Raw genomic sequence first — 21,026 nt, forward strand, 5'->3', positions numbered from 1 at the left:
AAAGAAAATTTTAAACACATAGAGACATAGATTTTTGTTTAAAAGATGTTATTAAGAAAACTCGTTTTCGCACATAGTTTTGCTATGTGGCTTTTGATAAGTGAAACGCCTTTTTTGCCTCAATCAATGCTATGTTTCTATGTGTTAAAAATAAATCTCAATAGTAATCTGTTCAGATAAAATTCCAAATTCCTAGAATTGCTACATAAAATATATGTTTTTAAAAAAATACTATTTTCTAATTATTGTTTTTTCGATTTTACAAAATCTAATTGCACAAGAAAAAGAAGTCCAAAATATTGATTCTGTCAAAACTCAAAAACTGAACGAAGTTTTAATAAGTCCGCTTCATATCAATCGTGATTTACAGAATAGTTCCGCGTCAATTGGCATTTTATCCGAAAAAGAATTACTTCAAAATAACACCACAGACATTAGCAATATCATCAATACCATTCCTGGTGTTTTTATGCAATCTTCAAATATCACCACAACCCGAATTTCGATTCGCGGAATTGGCGCGAGAACTCCATACGGAACCAATAAAATCAGAGCTTTTTACGGAAGTATTCCGCTGACTTCTGGAAACAGCGAAACGGTAATTGACGATATCGATCTTCAAAACATCAATCAACTTGAAGTCATAAAAGGGCCGCTTTCGAGTATTTATGGAGCAGGTTTGGGCGGAGCGATTCTCATTTCGCCTCAAATATTAAAAAAAGGCAATTATCAAACTGAAATAAGTTCTGTTTTTGGTTCCTTTGGCTTGCTCAAAAACAGAGTCAGTTTTGATTTGAACGAAAAAAGTTCTTCTTTAAGTCTCAGTTATCATAATTTAAAAACCGATGGCTGGCGTCAAAACAGTGCTTACAATCGGGAAGGAATTACACTTTCGGGAGAATTATTCAGGAGGAAAAACAGCAAACTGACTTATTTTTCGAATTACACTTATTTGAAAGCTTACATTCCGAGTTCGATCAATAAAACGACTTTTGAAAATAATCCGCAAGCTGGAGCTCCGACTTGGGTAGCTTCAAAAGGATTCAAAGAATACAAATCGACTTTGGGCGGATTGGCTTATGATTTCAAAATAAACGATCATTTAAATAATTCAACTTCAGTTTTCGTCAATTATAAAGACAGCAACGAACCGAGACCTTTTGATATTTTACGTCAATATACTTTTGCCTCTGGCGCAAGAACACAATTTTCTGGTGATTTTACAATCGGAAAAATCAAAAATCAATTTATTTCAGGATTGGAATATTTCAGAGATAATTACAGCGGTAATACTTTCGAAAATCTATATCAGCAAAATAATGGAAACGGAAGTTTACAGGTCGATCAACTTACAGCAACTGATCAAAAAAGACATTTTTATAATGTTTTTTCGCAAATTAGAACTTTACTTTCTGATCGATTTGAAATTCAAGCAGGATTAAATTACAACAAAACCAAATTCGAATTGCAGAATGATTTTCCCGCTTCCGCGAATAATCCGAAGGAAGAATATAGTTATGATGGCATTTTTTCGCCACAACTTTCTTTTTTATTTAAGCCGAATGAAATTCAAACTTTTTACTTTTCTGTAAGCCGAGGATTTTCGCTTCCCGCAACCGAAGAAACTTTAACCTCAACAGGAAACATCAATCAAAACATTAAACCCGAAACAGGTTATAATTTTGAATTGGGAGGAAAACTACATTTCTTCAATAAAAAACTGTATACACAAATTGCTGTTTACCGAATGGAAATTAAAGATTTATTAGTTGCCAAAAGAATTGGCGACGATCAATACGAAGGCGTAAATGCAGGAAAAACGTTTCATGAAGGAATCGAAATCTCATTGAATCACAATTGGCCAATCAATCGAACTTTCAATTTAAACTCTTACATCGGAACATCTATCGGGAATTATGAATTCAAAGAATTTGTCGATAACGGAAATGATTATTCAGGAAATAAATTAACTGGCGTTCCAGCCAATACGGCAAGTGCAGGTTTTATTTTAAACACAAATTCAGGGCTTTATATTTCAGCCGATTTTCAGTTCACAGATAAAATTCCAATGAACGATTCTAATGCCAATTTTTCAGATTCTTATTCTCTTTTGAATTTAAAAACGGGTTACCAATTCGAAATTCTATCGGGTTTAAAAGCACGCTTAGACGCTGGAATCAATAATGTAACAAATGAAAAATATGCTTCTATGATTTTAACCAATGCAACAGGAGTTGGAAATGCGCAACCGAGATTTTATTATCCTGGATTACCCATAAATTATTACGGAATTATCTCATTAAATTACTTATTTTAGCGTTGTATTAAATACCAAAAACAATGCTATCCGAATTGCAAAAAAAACTGGATTACGTAAATGCATATAGAGAAAACCGTCTCAAAGCTGCTCAAGATGTTCTAGAAAACCCCACGCTTTTTAGTGAATTGGTTTCAATTTGCTTTTCGCCCGAAGATAAAAACAATCATAAAGCGTGCTGGATTTTAGAATTTGTTTCGTACGAAGAATTGCTTTGGCTCCAGCCTCATCTTGACTTTTTCTGTTCGAATCTGAAAGTTTTAAAAGACGAAAGCTCCATGCGTCCGATTGCAAAAGTGACACAACTTTTAGTTAAATCGCATTATAAGAAAAACGAAAACTGCATACAACTTTCTGAGGAAAATCTCCAAGACTGCATTGAAGCTTCTTTTGATTGGCTAATTAATGATACCAAAGTGGCCACAAAAGCCTACTCGATTCGCACTTTATATATTCTAGGAAATCATTACGATTGGATTCATCCCGAATTAAAAGTAATAATTGATAAAGATTTCGGAGATCATTCTGCAGCCTATAAAGCCGTAGCCAAAGAAGTTTTGAAGAAAATAAAATAGTTTTAATAGCCACGACCCGAGCGATAGCAAATTGGCGAAGCAATTCACGAATTATTTTTTTATACATAATGCAAGGAAAAAAAAATTCGTGAATTCGTGGCGGAAAAAAATCCCTTTTAATCTTTTTAATCTGTGTCAAAACTTTATCAATCCATAGCAGAAAAACTAAATTTTGGCTAAAAAAAGATTAAAAAGTATCTTTGCAAAAACACAACACAAAATGAATTATTTTTCTTCTGATTTTAAATTGGGAATATTAGGCGGCGGACAATTAGGTAAAATGCTTTTGTTCGACACCAGAAAATTTGATATACAAACTTACGTTCTAGATCCGAGTGACGAAGCACCTAGTAAAATCGCCTGCAACAAATTCTTTCAAGGTGATCTAATGGATTATGAAACCGTTTACAACTTCGGGAAACAAGTCGATGTTTTGACCTTCGAAATCGAATTGGTAAACCTTGAAGCTTTAACGCAATTAGAAAACGAAGGCCTAAAAGTATATCCATCTCCAAAAACTTTAAAAGGAATTCAGAATAAAGGTGTTCAAAAAGATTTTTACGCTAAAAATAATATCCCAACTGCACCATTTGAAAGATTCGAAAATTTAGATCAACTAAAATCTAAAATTAACGATTTACAATTGCCATTTGTATGGAAATGCACTGAATTTGGTTATGATGGAAATGGCGTGAAAATAGTTCGCCAAGCTTCAGATTTAGATACGCTTCCAAATGTAGAATGTATTGCAGAAACTATGGTTCCGTTCAAAAATGAATTGGCTGTAATTGTGGTTAGAAATCCATCAGGAGAAATGAAAACGTATCCTGTTGTAGAAATGGAATTTCACCCAGAAGCAAACCAAGTTGAGTATGTAATCTGTCCTGCAAGAATCGACGATAAAGTAGCTGAAAAAGCAAGAGCAGTTGCCTTAAAAGTTTCAGAGAATTTTAATCATGTTGGACTTTTGGCTGTTGAAATGTTCCAGACTCAGGACGATGAAATTTTGGTAAACGAAGTAGCGCCGCGTCCTCACAATTCAGGACATTATTCAATCGAAGCAAGCTACACTTCACAATTCGAAAATCATTTACGTGCTATTTTAGATCTTCCGTTAGGAAACACGGACAGCAAAGTTGCCGGAATTATGGTAAATTTAGTCGGTGCCGAAGGTCATTCTGGAGACGTAGTTTATGAAAACATCGAAACCATTTTAGGATGGGACGGCGTTACACCACATATTTATGGTAAAAAACAAACGCGTCCGTTCAGAAAAATGGGACATGTTACAATCGTAAATGAAAACATGGTTGAAGCAAGACGAATTGCGGAGAAGGTTAAGAACACTATTAAAGTGATCAGTGCAAGTAATTAGTAATTAGTCGCAGTCACAGTTTAAAATGGCAATCATTTTTTAATTAGATTTGTAAAAATTCAATTCATGAAAATTTCAAAATTACATATCGATCAGTTTAGACATTTAGAAAATCTAGATTTTGATTTTACGTATCAAAGTGGCGATCGTAAAGGCCAACCTTTGGATAAAATATGTTTTATTGGGCAAAGTGCTACTGGGAAAACTGGATTGTTAGAGTTAATCTATCATTTTCTAAAGTTTTCAATAGAAATACAAAAAATTGGCAATAAATATGTGGCTGATGAAGAAAGCATTTTTAAAGGTGAAATAAACTTATTATTTGACAAAACCTATTTTAAGTTTAAGAATGATGAAATTTTTTATGGTGACGAAAAATATACTCGTGATCTTTCAGACAAAGAACCAGAAAAATTCATTATAGATGAAGATCTTATTAATGATTTTTTCTATTTCAAAGCAAATTTAATAAACAATTCTAATATTCAGGTCTTTAAGAACAATCCAGTTGATTTAATAGAAAAATATAGTACAGAACTGAAAGACATTTCTAATTATTATGCGAAAAAAAACTATGGATTAATCTTTGGTAATGATCCTGATTTTAAGATTTGGCTATATCTAATAAATGACATATTAGAGTATCGAAAAAATTTCACTCAAAAAATGTCTGAATTAATTCATAAGGGACTCATTGCAGACGCAAAAAAACTTGGATTAGAATTTCAAAAATGGAAAAAAGACAATCCAAATGAATTAGATTTTTTTGCTGAAAAATTCAATCCAGTTTTACAAAAATTAAATTTAGAAATTGATTTAATTAATACTGAATACTCGATTCCAATCAAAAACAAAAAAAATGGCGAAATAATTCCAATCCAAAATACAAGTACAGGAACAAAAGGTTTATTGCTATCATTTTTACCTTTATTTAAATTGAACACTAAAGATACAATCATTTTAATGGACGAGCCTGAACGATCTTTATATCCAGACATGCAAATGGATTTAATGGATTTCTATCAGGACTTAGCTCCTGAAGCGCAATTTATAGTTGCGACTCATTCTCCATTTATTGCCGCTTCGTTCGAACCTGATGAAAGGTTTATTTTATCTTTTAATAATGAAGGAAAAGTTATCATTAGTAGAGGAAGTTCACCGATTGGAGATGATCCAAATGACATGCTTTACAATGATTTTGGAATCAATTATATTAATAAGTACGGACAACAAAAACATCAAGAATATTTAGATTTAAAACAAAAAATACACTTCGAAACTGATCCAAAAAAGAAGGAAGAAATTTCAGAACAGTTAGAAAAATTAGGTGAAGAATATAATTTCTAAAGATGAAAAGAGTTTTTAAGAACCCAAATTCTGAAATCATTATCCAAAAAATAATTTATAAAAAAAGTAATAACGGAAAATTGTCTTCTATCCTTTTAAAAGAACAGAAAAACTTTTGCGCCTACACTGAAGAATATATTGGATGCAATGATGCCGTTGATATAGAGCATTTTAATCCTAATTTGAAATATTTAGAAACGGATTCATATCAAAATTGGTTTATGGTAAAGCACAAACCAAATAATCTTAAAAGAACCACTTGGATTGAGCCTATACTTTATCCAACCGACGAAAATTTTGAAACAAGATTGATTTATTCAGATGGCTATTTTCTACATAATCCGGAAGATATCGAAGCAAAAAACTTAATTGATCTTTTGAATCTGAACGATGAAATTTTTGTAAAAAACAGAAAGAGATTTATTCAAAGAAGAAAAGAAAGAATTGCAGAAAAAGAAGTTTCAGCTTTAGATTATTTTACTGAAAAAATCGAAAACGAAATAGAATCTTTAAAATATTTAAGAGCAATTCAAGAAGAATTTAAAATTGATATTTGGAATATGATTCCAAAATTAAAATAAAAAATCAGCTGACTCTCAACAAAACTTGAAACTTGAAACAAACAAAACAAAAAACAAAAAATGAGTAAAGTAGCCATTATAATGGGAAGCATCTCAGACATGCCAGTTATGCAGGATGCCATCGACATATTAAAACAATTTAATGTAGAAGTTGAAGTAGATATCGTTTCGGCACACAGAACGCCAGAGAAATTATTCGATTTCAGCAAAAATGCACACACTCGCGGAATCTCGGTGATTATTGCGGGCGCGGGCGGAGCGGCACATTTACCAGGAATGGTGGCTTCAATGTCTCCGCTTCCTGTAATTGGAGTTCCTGTAAAATCAAGCAATTCTATTGATGGATGGGATTCTGTTTTATCGATTCTGCAAATGCCAGGTGGAGTTCCTGTTGCAACTGTAGCTTTAAACGGTGCAAAAAATGCTGGAATTTTAGCAGCACAAATCATCGGAAGCCACGATAAAAAAGTTTTAGATACAATTATTTCTTATAAAGAAGAATTGAAAGCGGCGGTAAATAAAGCTGCTGAAGGTTTGAAAAAGTAATTTCGCAGAGATACACAAAAAAAAACACAGAGGCGCACAATTTTTTTGTGAATCTCTGTGTTTTTTCTTTGAGCTTCTTTGTTAAACTAAATTTACAATTTTATCTCTTTTTTGAATTAAGCTGCATCTTCAACTTCTTCCAAAGTAGATTCAAATTCAGATTCGTTTATATCTTCTTTATTTATCCAATTTTCTGAAGTAACAAGATCATAGTTGATATCATCATCTGTTTTCAAATCCCAAACAATACTTTCAGCTTCTGGAAATGGAATATTTTGAGAAATTTGATTTTCAAACAATCTCTTGATAAGATTTCTCTCAGACAATCCTTTATTCAATAATTTTAGTACATTTTCGGCTGTCAGTTTTTGTGTTTCTCCATCAGTTGGTGTCATTGAAAAATGAACTATAGAAGCTTTTGCATTTGGAAATTTGCCATTATACGCCTTAAAAAGCAATTGATTTACATGAAACAAAGTGCCTTGCATGTGTATTTCTGGATATTCTTCGCAAACCTTATCGATTAACATATCGTTCGATATTTGATCTATTTGACCTTCGCTTAATTGATCTCCCAATTTATAGTGCAAAACTATTTGCGCAGCTTCGTTAGGCTCATAATCTGAAATAGCCATTTCTAATAATTCTGCCAAACTACTTTTTTCAGCCGTTGCGCCATCGGGATAATTGAATTTTTCTAATAACGCAATAAAATCTTCGTCTGACCAATAACCTTCAATTTCATTAACCGTATCAATATTCTTTATTACAATTTGATAATTCATCATTTTTTTATTTTAATTATGATTCGCATTTTATAATGCCAAATCTATTTTTTCAATTTACGCTTTTAAAAACGCCTATACCAATAAATAACATATCTATAACACAATTTAAGAGGATTTTATGCTGAGAATCGATTTTGTATAGATGATTAGGTTTTTATTAATTGCTATCTTTGAAATTCAAAAAATTGCCTTTTATTAATAAAAAATATAATAATATAATGAGTGTTTTACTTTCAAAATTTATAACTAAACATAACACCGCACCTTTTTCGCAAATTAAAATCGAAGATTATGTTCCTGCTTTCAACGAAGGAATTGCTTTGGCTAAAGCTGAAATTGATGCCATCGTAAATAATCCTGATGCACCCACTTTTGAAAACACAATTGTAGCAATGGATTATTCTGGTGATATTTTAGATCGTCTTTCAAGTATTTTCTTCAATTTGAATTCGGCTGAAACCAATGACGAAATGCAGAAAATTGCTCAGGAAGTTTCGCCTTTACTTTCAGAATTTGGAAATGACATTCGCTTAAATGCTGATTTATTTGCAAAAGTAAAAGCCGTTTACGATCAAAAAGAAAGTTTAAATCTGAATGCAGAACAAACGACTTTATTAGATAAAAAATACAAAAGTTTTTCGAGAAATGGAGCGAATCTGCCAGAAGACAAGAAAAATCAATTAAGAGAAATCGACAAAGAACTATCGAAATTGAGTTTACAGTTTGGCGAAAATGTTTTAGCAGAAACCAACAACTTCGAATTGCATTTAACTGATGAAAAAGATTTATCTGGTTTACCTGAAGGAACAATCGAAGCGGCAAGATTATTAGCCAAAAATCAGGAAAAAGAAGGCTGGATTTTCACTTTAGATCATCCAAGTTATGTTCCGTTTTTGACTTATGCGGATAATCGTGAATTGCGTAAAAAAATGGCAATTGCATTTGGTGCAAAAGCATTTCAGAATAACGAATTTGATAATCAGGAAAATGTTTTAAAGATAGCGAAATTGCGCTTTGAAAAAGCCAATTTATTAGGTTATAAAACGCACGCACATTTTGTTCTAGAAGAAAGAATGGCCGAAAGTCCGGAGAAAGTTTTCTCTTTTTTAAATGATTTATTAGCAAAAGCAAAACCAGCAGCTCAAAAAGAATTTGCAGAATTAACTGCTTTCGCGAAAGAATTAGACGGAATCGAACAATTAGAAAAATGGGACGGAGCGTATTATTCTGAAAAATTAAAACAGCAGCTTTTTAATTTAGACGATGAAAAGCTAAAACCTTATTTTCAATTAGAAAAAGTATTAGATGGCGCTTTTACCGTTGCCAAAAAATTATACGGTTTAACTTTTACTGAGGTTTTTGATATTGATAAATACCACGAAGAAGTTACCACTTATGAAGTAAAAGATGCTAACGGAAATTTAGTTTCGATTTTCTACGCTGATTTCTTCCCACGAAAAGGAAAAAGAAACGGTGCTTGGATGACTTCATTCAAATCACAATATGTGAAAGACGGTATAAACGAAAGACCGCATATTTCTAACGTTTGTAATTTCACCAAACCAACCGAAACAAAGCCGTCTTTATTGACTTTTAATGAAGTAACGACTTTATTTCACGAGTTTGGTCACGGATTACATGGAATGCTTGCAGATACAGTTTACCCAAGTTTATCAGGAACTTCTGTTTATTGGGATTTTGTAGAATTACCAAGTCAGATTATGGAAAACTGGTGTTACGAGCCAGAGGCTTTGGCTTTGTTTGCAAATCATTACGAAACGGGAGAAATCATTCCGATTGAATACGTTCAGAAAATTAAAGAAAGTGCAAGTTTCCAAGAAGGTTTAGCAACATTACGTCAGTTGAGTTTTGGATTATTAGATATGGCTTGGCACGGACAGGATCCAACCAATATTAACGATCTAAAAGCTTTCGAAACCGAGCAATTTGCTAATACACAATTATATCCAGACGTAAAAGAAAATGCAATGAGTACGGCATTTTCTCATATTTTCCAAGGTGGATATTCTTCTGGATATTACAGCTACAAATGGGCAGAAGTTTTGGATGCAGACGCTTTTGAATATTTCCATGAAAATGGAATCTTCAACGAAGAAATTGCAAAGAAATTCAAAGACAATGTTCTTTCTAAAGGAGGAACAGAACATCCTATGACTTTGTACAAACGTTTTAGAGGACAAGAACCAAAACCTGAAGCTTTGTTGAAAAGAGCGGGATTATTATAGAGTTTCTAAGATACTAAGCTCCTAAGTTGCTAAGTTTCCTAGAGAATTAAATTTTGAAACCGAAGTAGAAATGCTTCGGTTTTTTATTTGGTTTTACTTTAACTATCTTCGTGTTTTAAATCTTAATCTTACAAATACCAGCCGTGAAAAAATATTTTAAAATAGTGCTTTATCTTGCAATTATCGGATTGATTGCTGTCGTTTCAGTAAATTACTATGTAAAATCTTCTACTAAGAGATACATTCACTATTCAATTAAAAAATTCCCTAAAAATGATGTCGGAATTATTTTTGGCGCAGGAATTAATGGAAATCAGCCAAGCAAATATTTAAAAGATCGTTTGGATGCTGGAATAATGCTTTGGAAAGCTAAACGCATTAATAAAATTCTGCTTTCGGGAGATAACGGGCGTGATGAATACGATGAATTGACGGTAATGAAGAATTATTGTTACAATCATGGCGTCGACACTACAAAGATATTTATTGATTATGCAGGTTTCGATACCTATTCGACAATGTATCGAGCAAAACATATTTTTAAGATTAAAAAAGCGACTTTAATTTCGCAGGAATATCATTTAAATCGCGCCATTTATATCGGGCAAAAACTCGGAATTAAATCAGCTGGATATTCTGCAAACCATGGAGAATATCTTGGATATAATTATGTTCGCTTTAGAGAATATGGCTCAGTTTTTAAATCCTTTTTTGATGTTTTGAGAAATCGGGAACCTCGTTTTTTAGGCGGAGAAATTAATATAAATGGAGAATCTAATTATTCTAAAGAAGATAAACGATAAGACTAGTAAGGATATCGCTCCGCTGGAGTTTTTTGATATCTAGAAAACAAATTCACTATAAATAAGAAGCAATAAAAAAGGACTGACTCACTTTTGAGACAGTCCTTTTTTAAAGTTTTAAAAATAAAATCTTTACTCTAACATCTATTTTCTTTACTCTTTGTTCTTTTACTCTTTCTCCAAAACTCTCTTAGCCAACTTCCCAACAGTAAGTCCTTGTACTACAATTGAAAATAACACCACTATATAAGTTACTTCCAAAAGAAGATTTTTATATTCTCCTTCAGGCATTGAAAGTACTAGCGCAATAGAAACTCCGCCACGAATTCCTCCCCAAACCAAAACCATTAAAGAACCTTTGTTGTAAGCAGATCTGATTCCGAAGAACTTAAAAATGTCAAAGAATTTCCACGGTAAAACTATTGAGGTTAATCTTGAAAACAATACTATAAAGATAGCTACGAAACCCGTTAGTAATTGTTTGTTTAAATCTGGTAATAGCAATAACTCAAAACCAATAAATAAGAATAAAATAGCATTTAGAATCTCATCAATAAGTTCCCAGAATTTACCTAAATAATCTTGGGTAATTTCGCTCATCGCAACTTTTTTACCGTAATTTCCAATAATCAATCCGGCAACAACCATCGCAAGCGGACTCGAAACGTGTAAACTTTGAGCAATCAAAAACCCTCCCATTACAATAGAAAGCGTGATTAAAACTGATACTTTATAATCGTCAATTTTCTTCATAACGTTTGATGCCGAAATTCCAAGGACAGCACCTAATAAAAGTCCGCCAATTCCTTCTTTTGCAAATAACCAAGCAATAGAACCAAAAGTCATATCAAATGTCGGGTCGGTTGCCATTTTCAAAACAACAGCAAACATCACTACGGCTACTCCATCATTAAATAGAGATTCTCCAACGATTTTAGTTTCAATTCTCTTAGGAACTTTCGCTTCCTTTAAAACGCCCAAAACAACAATTGGATCGGTTGGTGAAATTAAGGTTCCGAAAACTAAACAAAATATATAAGGGATTTTTATTCCTAAAAGGGGTGCAATATAAAAAAGCAAACCAGAAATGATTAAAGCTGACAATACAACACTAACTGTAGAATAAATCATAATGGGAACTTTTTGCTCTTTAAGATCTGCCATATTTACGTGAAGTGCGCCGGCGAACAAAAGAAAGTTCAACATTGCTCCCATTAGGATTTCGTTGAAATCAAATTCTTTTATTAAATCAAAAAAATGTTTAGTCGTTGCAGGAAAATAAGAGTCTCCTAAAAGACGAATTCCTACCGAAACCAACATGGCAATAATCATGATTCCGATCGTTCCTGGAAGTTTTAAAAATCTTAAATTTAAATAGGCGAAGAAAGAAGCCAGTACAATAAGTACCGAAAATGTGTAGTATAATTCCATAAAATGTGATTTTTACAAAAATATCTTTCTCATTAGTTAATCAAAAATTCAAGACTTGAATTAACATAACTTTATAATTCGTTAAATATGTTTCAATTATTTTTGAAAGTTTAAAAACTTTTACTTACATTTGACTTATGGAATTCAAAGAAGCAAAAAATAAGTTTGTACAAACCTGGGGAGCATTAGGTTCTCAATGGGGTATTAATAAAACAATGGCACAGATCCACGCTTTATTAATGGTTTCGAACGAACCTGTTTCTATGGAAGATATTATGGAAGAATTGCAGATTTCCCGCGGAAATGCCAGTATGAACTTAAGAGGTTTAATGGATTGGGGAATTGTTTATAAAGAATATAAAGCTGGGGAAAGAAAAGAATTTTTCACAGCAGAAAAAGATTTAGACGAATTAGCAGTTAAAATTTCCAGAGAAAGAAGCAAAAGAGAAATCAAACCAACGCTAAAAATCTTAAAAGAAGTTTCGACTATCGAACCGAAAGATTCGGCAGAAGAAAAACACTTTGTAGATCAAACTACCAAATTGTATGATTTCGTTTTAAAAGCAGACAATATGTTGGACAAAATGACTGAATTTAATGATAACTGGCTGGGAAAACTGGTTATAAAAATGATGAAATAAAAAAATTTAACCTAAACTTTCATTTTTTTCTGAAAGTTTAAAAATTTAAAAACAACTTATCATGAACTTCTTAAAAGCAGAATGGAAAAACTTAGCACTTTTCAATTATGAAATTGATGCTGCAATTTTAGAAAAATATCTTCCTGCAGGAACTCAAATTGACATTGGGAACAACAAATGTTACGTAAGCTTGGTCGGATTTATGTTTAAAAACACTAAAGTTTTAGGATTGAAAGTTCCGTTTCATATCAATTTTGAAGAAGTGAATCTTAGATTTTATGTAAAGCGTTTTGAAAATGGCGAATGGAAACGCGGAGTGGTTTTCATTAAAGAAATTGTTCCTAAAAAAGCCATCACTTTTATTGCCAATACTTTGTATCAGGAACATTATGAAACTCAGAAAATGAAACATCAAATCATTGAAAATAAAAACACGAATACTTTTATTTATCAATGGAAAAAGGATAAAGAATGGAACACAATTGAAATTGAAACCAAAAAAGATTTAAGTAAAATCGAAATCGATTCTGAAGCAGAATTTATTACAGAACATTATTTCGGATACACCAAAATCGATGAAGAAACCACTTTTGAATATGAAGTGACACATCCAAGATGGGAACAATTTGAAGTATTAAACCATCGAATTGATATTGATTTCGAAAAAAATTATGGACCCGATTTTGGGTTTCTTCAAACTCAAAAACCAACTTCAACTTTCTTGGCTGAAGGCTCAAAAATTACAGTGAAGAACAAACGGAAATTGCAGATTCTTCCTGTTCTAGAAGAAATATATTAAATCTCATAAATCAGGAAACTATGAATCTTAATATCATTGGGTATTTTACCTACCTCAGCATAACTATTTTCATTATCCTAAAAGTGGGGAAAATCTGCTACAAAAACGGAAATATTTTTGTTTTAGAATTAATCCCAAACCACGCTGATCTCTGTCAAAAAATTAATCAGATTTTGCTTTTAGCATATTATCTTTTGAATATTGGCTATTGTGCAATGACTTTAATTTCCTGGCAAAAAATTATTTCTCCTGCTCAATTGATCGAAATAATTTGCATCAAAACAGCTGTCATAATTTTCATTATTTCAATTCTACATTATCTCAACATTTTGATTATAACTAAGTATGTTCAAAAACTAATTCATAACAATAAAAACTAAATATTATGGAAACTACAAAAATCTTAATCGGTTACGGAATTTATTTACCAGTCGCTTTATTTTTAACTTATTATGTTTCTAAAACCCTTTTCAAAAATGGAAAAATCTTTATGCTTGACATATTTAAAGGACGTGAAGATATTGCACAGGCAACTAACAAACTATTTGAAACTGGATTCTATCTTTTAAATATTGGCTTTGCGCTAATGATTCTTGAATTGCAATTGAGCAACGATACTTATCAAGAATTAATCGAAAATCTAAGTTATAAAATTGGCGGATTTTCTATTTATCTTGGAATTATGTTATTCTTTAATTTGTATTTCTTTTTTAGAGGAAAAAGAAAAGCAAAAGAGGCACAGCGAGAAGAAAGATTAGTTTTTAAAGCTTAATCAGATTAACGAAACCCGACAGAGGTTAAAAAAACTGTCGGGTATAATACTTGAAAAACACATGAGCAAGCTTATAATCGCAGCAGGAACCGGTTTTCTAGGACAAGTTTTAGTCGATCATTTCAAAAATAAATTTGAAGAGATTGTCATTCTAACCCGAGGGAAATCTCAAACAATTGACGGAATTAAATATGTAAATTGGAACGCTAGAACTTTTTCGGGCTGGGAAAAGGAATTGGAGAATGCTACAGTTTTAATTAATCTAGCAGGAAAGTCTGTCGATTGCCGTTATACGAAAGAGAACAAAAAAGAAATTCTTTTATCTCGAATTGAAAGCACCAAAATTCTAAATAAAGCCGTTTTAAATTGTACAAATCCGCCGAAACATTGGCTGAATTCATCAACCGCAACTATTTATCGATTTTCATTAGACAAACAAATGGATGAAATTGATGGAGAAATTGGAAATGACTTTTCTATAAATGTGGCGCTTTCTTGGGAAAAAGCATTCTTTAAAACTGAAACTCCAAAGACTTTAAAAACTGCTTTGCGAACTTCGATTGTTTTAGGAAAAAATGGCGGTGCTTTTATTCCGTTAAAGACTTTGGCTAAAATTGGTTTTGGAGGAAAACAAGGAAAAGGGAATCAGTTTATAAGTTGGATACATGAGGCAGATTTTGCCAATGCTGTTGATTTTATTATTCAAAAAGAAACTACTGGAGTTATAAATGTAGTTTCTCCAGAACCAATTCAAAATGTTGATTTTATGCAAAAACTAAGAAGAGCGGTTGGTTTTCCATTCGGAATTCCGATGAACAAATTCTTTCTTGAAATTGGATCTTTTTTTATTCGAACTGAAACAGAATTGGTTTTGAAAAGTAGAAATGTAATTCCTAAGCGACTTCTGGAAAATGGGTTTCAATTTAAGTTTGGAAATATTGATAATGCTTTTAAAGATTTATTACACAAATGAAAACACGAAATGTAGATTGGAGTTATTTGTTTAAACATTCAATTTTTACCTTATTGCTAGCTCCTCTCATTTCACAAATATTGTATTACTCATACCCAAACCCTCATCAAACAATGGGGCTTTTGGAACTTTATCCAATTACACTATTGTTAAGCTTAATTTTCTCTACTCCTACTTATATTTTCTATGCTTTTGTATATCGTATTTTATTTCAAAAACAAATTTCAAATTTGTTTGCAAAAGGAATTCTAATTTTAATATCTATTACAGGGATTTTCATTACCATGTATAATGTAATAGGAAATATGTGGTTAGATTTTGCAGTCGCGTATTCACTATCATCTCTAGTTACTGGTATCTTTTTTAATTTAAATTTTGAAAAAGCAAAATAAGGGTCATGACAACAATATACCTCACAACCAAAATAAAAGCCTCAAAACAAATCGTTTTTGATGCTTCAAGAAATATCGATATTCATCAGCAATCGGCAAGTCCTTCAAAAGAAAAAGCAATTGCTGGTGTAACGTCTAGTTTAATTAATTTAAACCAAACCGTAACTTGGCGAGGTAAACATTTTGGGCTTTACCTTACTCACAAAAGCCGTATCACTGCAATGAATTTCTATGATTATTTTGTGGATGAAATGGAAGAAGGAAAATTCAAGTCGTTTAAACACGAACATTTTTTTGAAGAAGAAAATAATCATACGATCATGAAAGACCTTTTACAATATGAAACTCCATTTGGTATATTCGGTAAACTTTTTGACATTTTGCTTTTGCAAAAACATCTTACTAATTTTCTTTTGGAAAGAAATAAGGTTTTGAAAGCCGTTTCTGAAAAATTCGTTTAATATAAATTGCTTAATTTTATAAGTATTATTCTTAAAAAGAATTAATTATAAATTAAAAAAAAACATACTTATGAAATTAAAAACGATATTGACTTTAATTCTTTTTGTTATTTCTTTTGTCGGGTTTTCTCAAAGTAATTGTACAACTCTTAAAGGATGTGAAAGAAAGCTTTGTGAATTAAACACAAAATTAGCTGCTGCGAAAAAAGCTGGAAATCAAAATCAGATAAAAGGTGTTGAAGAAGCGATTGCGCAAACCAAGAAAAATTGCACCACCAAAACAGTCAACAAAGATCTTGACAAAAAGGTAAAAGAGAAACAGCAAAAAGTCAATGAAAGAACTGCTGATTTGAACGAAGCGATTAAGGATAAGGAAAGCAAAGAAAAAATCGACAAGAAAAGAAAAAAACTAAATGAGGCTAAAGCAGATTTGAATAAAGCTTTGGCAGAACAAAAAACAAAATAGTTTTTTGAAAATTTGTTTTCGCAGATTAGGCAGATTTTAAAATATTAATTTCAATTGCCTCCAGTTTTAGCTGGAGATTAAATGTGTTCAAATGTTGAAGGCTTTAGCCAAACTTTATCTTTCGGCTAAAGCCTTATTCAATACTTCTTTTTACCTCCAGCTAAAACTGGAGGCAACTCAAAAAATTAATAAATCTTCTTTTGAAAATAAATTTTCTCATTTTACGGTTTGCGTGAGGGATAGAGGCGGTATCCTTTTATGCAGCGGAGCGGAATAAAAGATTTAGCCGAAAGCCCGACCCGGAGGGACACGCCCAAAATAATATTATTTAGAAAACACAATCATTAACCACCAAAAAATAGGTACGGCTTCGACCCAGAAAGAAGTATAATATCTAGAACGATTGGTGTTGGCAAAAAGAATAAACAGCATTAAAGTTACCACCATAATGAGGTTAATGATAAGATCATGAAGCGTAAAAGTCAATATTCCTAAAACCCAAAACGGAACTAAAAGCGAAAATCCTAAAATCTTAGTTCTTTTTACACCAATGGTCTGCGGAACGGTTTGCAAATGCGGATCGTCATTGGCTAAATCTAAAATTTCAAAAACTAGAATCAGTACAAAAACCAATACGAAACGTTGAATGCATTTGATAAAGAAATCTATGGTAAACGGAATTTCTGCATTTATTAAAGGTAAAACCAAAGTAGCACCAACCCAACAAAGAGCTACAATGTAGATTTTTACTCCTGCCCAATTTCTGGCATTTCTTCGATTTGGAAAAAAAGGTAAAGTATAAAGCGCTGTTATGGCAAAAATTCCAACGGAGACTATTTGTGTTATTCTCTTCAAATGAAAAAAATAATACCCAACTAAAACCACCGAAATAAAACTCAAAACAGCAATAATTTTTAGCTGAGTTCCTATCGGGCTTTTCTTTACCCGAACCAGCGCGTCATATTTTACGAAATTATATCCTACAATTGTTCCGAAAAAAACAAACAATGCCATTGGCTCATCGTACTGAATATGAAACACATGAAATGTAATTCGGACCAAAGCATAGCACGATAAAGCCACGTGAATACTGCTGTTTAAATAAAAATCGAAAATTTGTTTTAGAAGTTTCATGCCTCAAATCTAATCAATTGGTAACAAATCAACTCTTTAGTTATAAAATTGATAAAAATTGAAGTTAAAAATACCTATTAAATTATTAATAATACTTAATTTTGCGCCACAAAAAAACAACACATTTACTTTTAAATGTGATTCGTATGTCAAAATGGTGTACGAACACATCAATTTAAAAAAAATAGATAGCTACAAATGAAAACAGATGCTTTTGCTTTAAGACACATTGGTCCAAGAGAAACTGATCTTCAGCACATGCTGAAAACTATTGGAGTTGACTCAATTGAGCAACTTGTTTATGAAACCCTTCCGGACGATATTCGTTTAAAAGCACCTTTGAACTTAGATCCTGCGATGACAGAATATGAATTCGCAAATCACATTCAAGAATTAGGGAAGAAAAATAAAGTATTCAAATCTTATATTGGTTTGGGTTATCATCCAACTATCGTTCCTGCGCCAATTCAGAGAAATATCTTCGAAAACCCAGGATGGTATACTGCTTACACGCCTTACCAAGCAGAAATTGCTCAAGGTCGTTTGGAAGCTATTTTAAATTTCCAGACTACTGTTATCGAATTGACAGGAATGGAAATTGCAAACGCTTCTTTACTTGACGAAGGTACAGCTGCTGCTGAAGCGATGGCTTTACTTTTTGATGTTCGTACTCGTGATCAAAAGAAAAACAATACAAACAAATTCTTCGTTTCTGAAGAAATTTTACCACAAACTTTATCTGTACTTCAAACACGTTCAACTCCAATTGGAATTGAATTAGTTGTTGGAAACCACGAAAACTTTGATTTTTCAACTGAGTTTTTTGGAGCTATTTTACAATACCCAGGAAAATACGGTCAGGTAAACGATTATAGTGCTTTTGTTGCTAAAGCAAAAGAAAACGAAATCAAAGTTGCCTTTGCTGCTGATATTTTATCATTAGCAACTTTAACTTCTCCAGGAGAAATGGGAGCTGCTGTAGTGGTTGGAACTACACAACGTTTTGGTGTACCAATGGGTTACGGTGGTCCTCACGCTGCTTACTTTGCTACTAAAGAAGAATACAAAAGATCTATGCCAGGTCGTATCATTGGAGTTTCTATTGACGTAAATGGAAACCGTGCTTTACGTATGGCTTTAGGAACTCGTGAACAGCACATTAAACGTGAAAAAGCAACTTCAAACATTTGTACTGCTCAGGTTTTACTAGCAGTTATGGCTGGAATGTACGCAGTTTACCACGGTCCAGAAGGATTAAAATACATAGCAAACAAAGTTCACGCATCGGCGGTTACTACTGCGGAGGCTTTAAATAAAATTGGAGTTTCTCAAATTAACTCCGCTTACTTTGATACTATTTTAGTAAAAGCAGACGCTCAAAAAGTAAAAGCTGTAGCAGAGAAAAACGAAGTAAACTTCTTCTACGTTGATGCTGATACAATTTCTATTTCGTTAAACGAAACGACTTCAGTTTCTGACATCAACCAAATCGTTGCGATTTTTACTGAAGCTTTAGGAAAAGAAACGGTTTCTGTTTCTGAATTAACTGAAGCTAGTCAATTACCTGCTTCATTAGAAAGAACGTCGTCTTTCTTAACACATGATGTATTCAACAATCATCATTCAGAAAGTCAGTTAATGCGTTACATCAAAAAGTTAGAACGTAAAGATTTATCGTTGAACCACTCAATGATTTCATTAGGTTCTTGTACAATGAAGTTAAACGCAGCTTCTGAAATGTTGCCTCTTTCAATGCCAAACTGGAACAGCATTCACCCGTTTGCACCAGTTGAGCAAGCAGAAGGTTACATTACAATGCTTAAAAAATTAGAGCAGCAATTAAATGTAATTACTGGATTTGCTGGAACAACTTTACAGCCAAACTCAGGTGCTCAAGGAGAATATGCTGGATTAATGGCAATTCGTGCTTACCACATGTCAAGAAACGAAGGCCACCGTAATGTATGTTTGATTCCTTCATCGGCTCACGGAACCAATCCTGCTTCTGCAGCGATGGCCGGAATGAAAATCATTGTTACGAAAACTACTCCAGAAGGAAATATTGATGTAGAAGATTTAAGAGAAAAAGCAATTGAGCACAAAGATGATTTATCTTGCTTAATGGTTACATATCCTTCTACTCACGGAGTTTTCGAATCTTCAATTATTGAAATCACAAAATTAATCCACGACAATGGCGGATTAGTATATATGGATGGTGCAAACATGAACGCGCAAGTTGGATTAACAAATCCTGCTACAATTGGTGCTGACGTTTGTCACTTAAACTTACACAAAACATTTGCTATTCCTCACGGTGGTGGTGGACCTGGTGTTGGACCAATTTGTGTGAACGAGAAATTAGTTCCTTTCTTGCCAACCAACCCAATCTTAAAAGTAGGTGGAGAACAAGCTATTACAGCAATTTCATCTGCACCTTACGGATCTGCTTTAGTATGTTTAATCTCTTATGGTTACATCACAATGATGGGTGCTGACGGATTAAAAAGTGCTACAGAACACGCAATCTTGAATGCGAACTACATGAAATCTCGTTTCGAGGGTCACTACCCAATTCTTTACACTGGAGAATGCGGAAGAGCTGCTCACGAAATGATTTTAGATTGCCGTGCATTTAAAGAAAACGGAATCGAAGTTGGTGATATCGCAAAACGTTTAATGGATTACGGTTTCCACGCTCCAACAGTTTCTTTCCCAGTAGCAGGAACTTTAATGATCGAACCAACTGAATCTGAAGATTTAGCAGAGCTAGATCGTTTTTGTGATGCTCTTATCTCAATTAGAAAAGAAATTGAAGTTGCAACAGCTGATGATAAAAACAATGTATTGAAAAATGCACCTCACACATTGGCAATGTTAACTACAGACAATTGGGATTTCCCTTATACTAGAGAAAAAGCGGCTTACCCATTAGAGTATATTGCTGACAATAAATTCTGGCCATCTGTTCGTCGTGTTGACGATGCTTATGGTGACAGAAATTTAGTTTGTAGCTGTGCTCCTATTGAAGCTTACATGGAAAGCTAAAATTTAGTTTTCTTATAATATACAAACCCGACAGGTTTTAAAAACTTGTCGGGTTTATTTTTGTTTCCATTTTCAGGTTTCAGGTTCTAGAATAACTTGAAACCTAAAACTTTCCACATCAAACAACAAAGAAGAAATCTGATTTAAAGAAACATAACTTTCTGCTAATCTTTTGTGAAATTATTTCAATAAAATCAAGGTAAAAGCAAAAAAAATTTAGCCTCGAAATCTCCTTCAATCGTTTGAAATCTAGGAAATATTAAAAAATCATTAGAAAAAAGACAATATATTTACAGAAAAATAGTTATTTCATAATTATATGCATGCATAC

Annotated in this window: 20 protein-coding genes; 17 read left to right on the forward strand and 3 right to left on the reverse strand. The window is 32.6% G+C overall.

What is annotated here, in order from left to right; all coding sequences use genetic code 11:
* Positions 1–214: 214 nt before the first annotated feature.
* From QLQ95_RS05490 to purE, 6 genes are all read left to right on the forward strand, one after another.
* Positions 215–2,317 carry a TonB-dependent receptor gene (locus QLQ95_RS05490; RefSeq protein WP_482502952.1) on the forward strand — a complete coding sequence of 701 codons (2,103 nt, stop codon included), beginning with the start codon at positions 215–217 and terminating at the stop codon, positions 2,315–2,317.
* 23 nt (positions 2,318–2,340) lie between these two features.
* A complete protein-coding gene (locus QLQ95_RS05495) occupies positions 2,341–2,892 on the forward strand; it encodes a hypothetical protein (RefSeq protein ID WP_482502954.1) in 552 nt (183 codons plus the stop codon).
* 220 nt (positions 2,893–3,112) lie between these two features.
* Complete coding sequence (locus QLQ95_RS05500; RefSeq protein ID WP_482502956.1) at positions 3,113–4,267, forward strand: 5-(carboxyamino)imidazole ribonucleotide synthase; 1,155 nt, start codon at positions 3,113–3,115, stop codon at positions 4,265–4,267.
* A 66-nt stretch (positions 4,268–4,333) separates the two neighbouring features.
* The gene (locus tag QLQ95_RS05505; protein WP_482502958.1) at positions 4,334–5,614 is read left to right on the forward strand and encodes an AAA family ATPase; all 1,281 of its coding nucleotides are present in this window, start codon (positions 4,334–4,336) and stop codon (positions 5,612–5,614) included.
* A gap of 2 nt (positions 5,615–5,616) precedes the next feature.
* Positions 5,617–6,195, forward strand: coding sequence for a hypothetical protein (locus QLQ95_RS05510; protein WP_482502960.1), 579 nt, complete (start codon positions 5,617–5,619; stop codon positions 6,193–6,195).
* 60 nt (positions 6,196–6,255) lie between these two features.
* The gene (gene purE, locus QLQ95_RS05515; RefSeq protein ID WP_012022518.1) at positions 6,256–6,741 is read left to right on the forward strand and encodes a 5-(carboxyamino)imidazole ribonucleotide mutase; all 486 of its coding nucleotides are present in this window, start codon (positions 6,256–6,258) and stop codon (positions 6,739–6,741) included.
* 116 nt (positions 6,742–6,857) lie between these two features.
* Here purE and QLQ95_RS05520 read toward each other — a convergent pair whose 3' ends face one another.
* Positions 6,858–7,529, reverse strand: coding sequence for a hypothetical protein (locus tag QLQ95_RS05520; RefSeq protein ID WP_482502962.1), 672 nt, complete (start codon positions 7,527–7,529; stop codon positions 6,858–6,860).
* Between the two features lie 218 nt (positions 7,530–7,747).
* On the opposite strand from QLQ95_RS05520, the gene QLQ95_RS05525 reads away from it, so the two are divergent.
* The gene (locus QLQ95_RS05525) at positions 7,748–9,775 is read left to right on the forward strand and encodes a M3 family metallopeptidase (protein WP_428238880.1); all 2,028 of its coding nucleotides are present in this window, start codon (positions 7,748–7,750) and stop codon (positions 9,773–9,775) included.
* 143 nt (positions 9,776–9,918) lie between these two features.
* A complete protein-coding gene (locus QLQ95_RS05530) occupies positions 9,919–10,578 on the forward strand; it encodes a SanA/YdcF family protein (protein ID WP_095931521.1) in 660 nt (219 codons plus the stop codon).
* A 168-nt stretch (positions 10,579–10,746) separates the two neighbouring features.
* On the opposite strand, the gene QLQ95_RS05535 is transcribed toward QLQ95_RS05530, so the two are convergent.
* A complete protein-coding gene (locus tag QLQ95_RS05535) occupies positions 10,747–12,009 on the reverse strand; it encodes a cation:proton antiporter (protein ID WP_379798869.1) in 1,263 nt (420 codons plus the stop codon).
* A gap of 137 nt (positions 12,010–12,146) precedes the next feature.
* Between QLQ95_RS05535 and QLQ95_RS05540 the strand changes: the two genes are divergently transcribed.
* From QLQ95_RS05540 to QLQ95_RS05575, 8 genes are all read left to right on the forward strand, one after another.
* The gene (locus QLQ95_RS05540) at positions 12,147–12,650 is read left to right on the forward strand and encodes a GbsR/MarR family transcriptional regulator (RefSeq protein WP_095931525.1); all 504 of its coding nucleotides are present in this window, start codon (positions 12,147–12,149) and stop codon (positions 12,648–12,650) included.
* Between the two features lie 61 nt (positions 12,651–12,711).
* A complete protein-coding gene (locus QLQ95_RS05545; protein WP_482502965.1) occupies positions 12,712–13,449 on the forward strand; it encodes a YqjF family protein in 738 nt (245 codons plus the stop codon).
* A gap of 20 nt (positions 13,450–13,469) precedes the next feature.
* Positions 13,470–13,829, forward strand: coding sequence for a hypothetical protein (locus QLQ95_RS05550; protein WP_095931527.1), 360 nt, complete (start codon positions 13,470–13,472; stop codon positions 13,827–13,829).
* A 5-nt stretch (positions 13,830–13,834) separates the two neighbouring features.
* Positions 13,835–14,221: a hypothetical protein gene (locus tag QLQ95_RS05555; protein WP_095931528.1), complete on the forward strand. Its 387-nt coding sequence runs from the start codon at positions 13,835–13,837 to the stop codon at positions 14,219–14,221.
* A 61-nt stretch (positions 14,222–14,282) separates the two neighbouring features.
* Positions 14,283–15,194, forward strand: coding sequence for a TIGR01777 family oxidoreductase (locus tag QLQ95_RS05560; protein WP_482502968.1), 912 nt, complete (start codon positions 14,283–14,285; stop codon positions 15,192–15,194).
* The gene (locus QLQ95_RS05565; protein ID WP_482502970.1) at positions 15,191–15,586 is read left to right on the forward strand and encodes a hypothetical protein; all 396 of its coding nucleotides are present in this window, start codon (positions 15,191–15,193) and stop codon (positions 15,584–15,586) included. Before QLQ95_RS05560 ends, QLQ95_RS05565 begins: the two co-directional genes overlap by 4 nt.
* Before the next feature lie 5 nt (positions 15,587–15,591).
* Complete coding sequence (locus QLQ95_RS05570; protein ID WP_482502972.1) at positions 15,592–16,047, forward strand: SRPBCC family protein; 456 nt, start codon at positions 15,592–15,594, stop codon at positions 16,045–16,047.
* 70 nt (positions 16,048–16,117) lie between these two features.
* Positions 16,118–16,513, forward strand: coding sequence for a DUF1090 family protein (locus QLQ95_RS05575; RefSeq protein ID WP_320492971.1), 396 nt, complete (start codon positions 16,118–16,120; stop codon positions 16,511–16,513).
* 324 nt (positions 16,514–16,837) lie between these two features.
* Here QLQ95_RS05575 and QLQ95_RS05580 read toward each other — a convergent pair whose 3' ends face one another.
* On the reverse strand, positions 16,838–17,647 hold the full coding sequence (locus QLQ95_RS05580) for a UbiA prenyltransferase family protein (protein ID WP_482502974.1): 810 nt from the start codon (positions 17,645–17,647) through the stop codon (positions 16,838–16,840).
* A 198-nt stretch (positions 17,648–17,845) separates the two neighbouring features.
* On the opposite strand from QLQ95_RS05580, the gene gcvP reads away from it, so the two are divergent.
* On the forward strand, positions 17,846–20,695 hold the full coding sequence (gene gcvP / locus QLQ95_RS05585; RefSeq protein ID WP_320492968.1) for an aminomethyl-transferring glycine dehydrogenase: 2,850 nt from the start codon (positions 17,846–17,848) through the stop codon (positions 20,693–20,695).
* The last annotated feature ends 331 nt before the right edge of the window (positions 20,696–21,026 follow it).

The sequence above is a fragment of the Flavobacterium sp. B330r genome, from assembly GCF_056824325.1.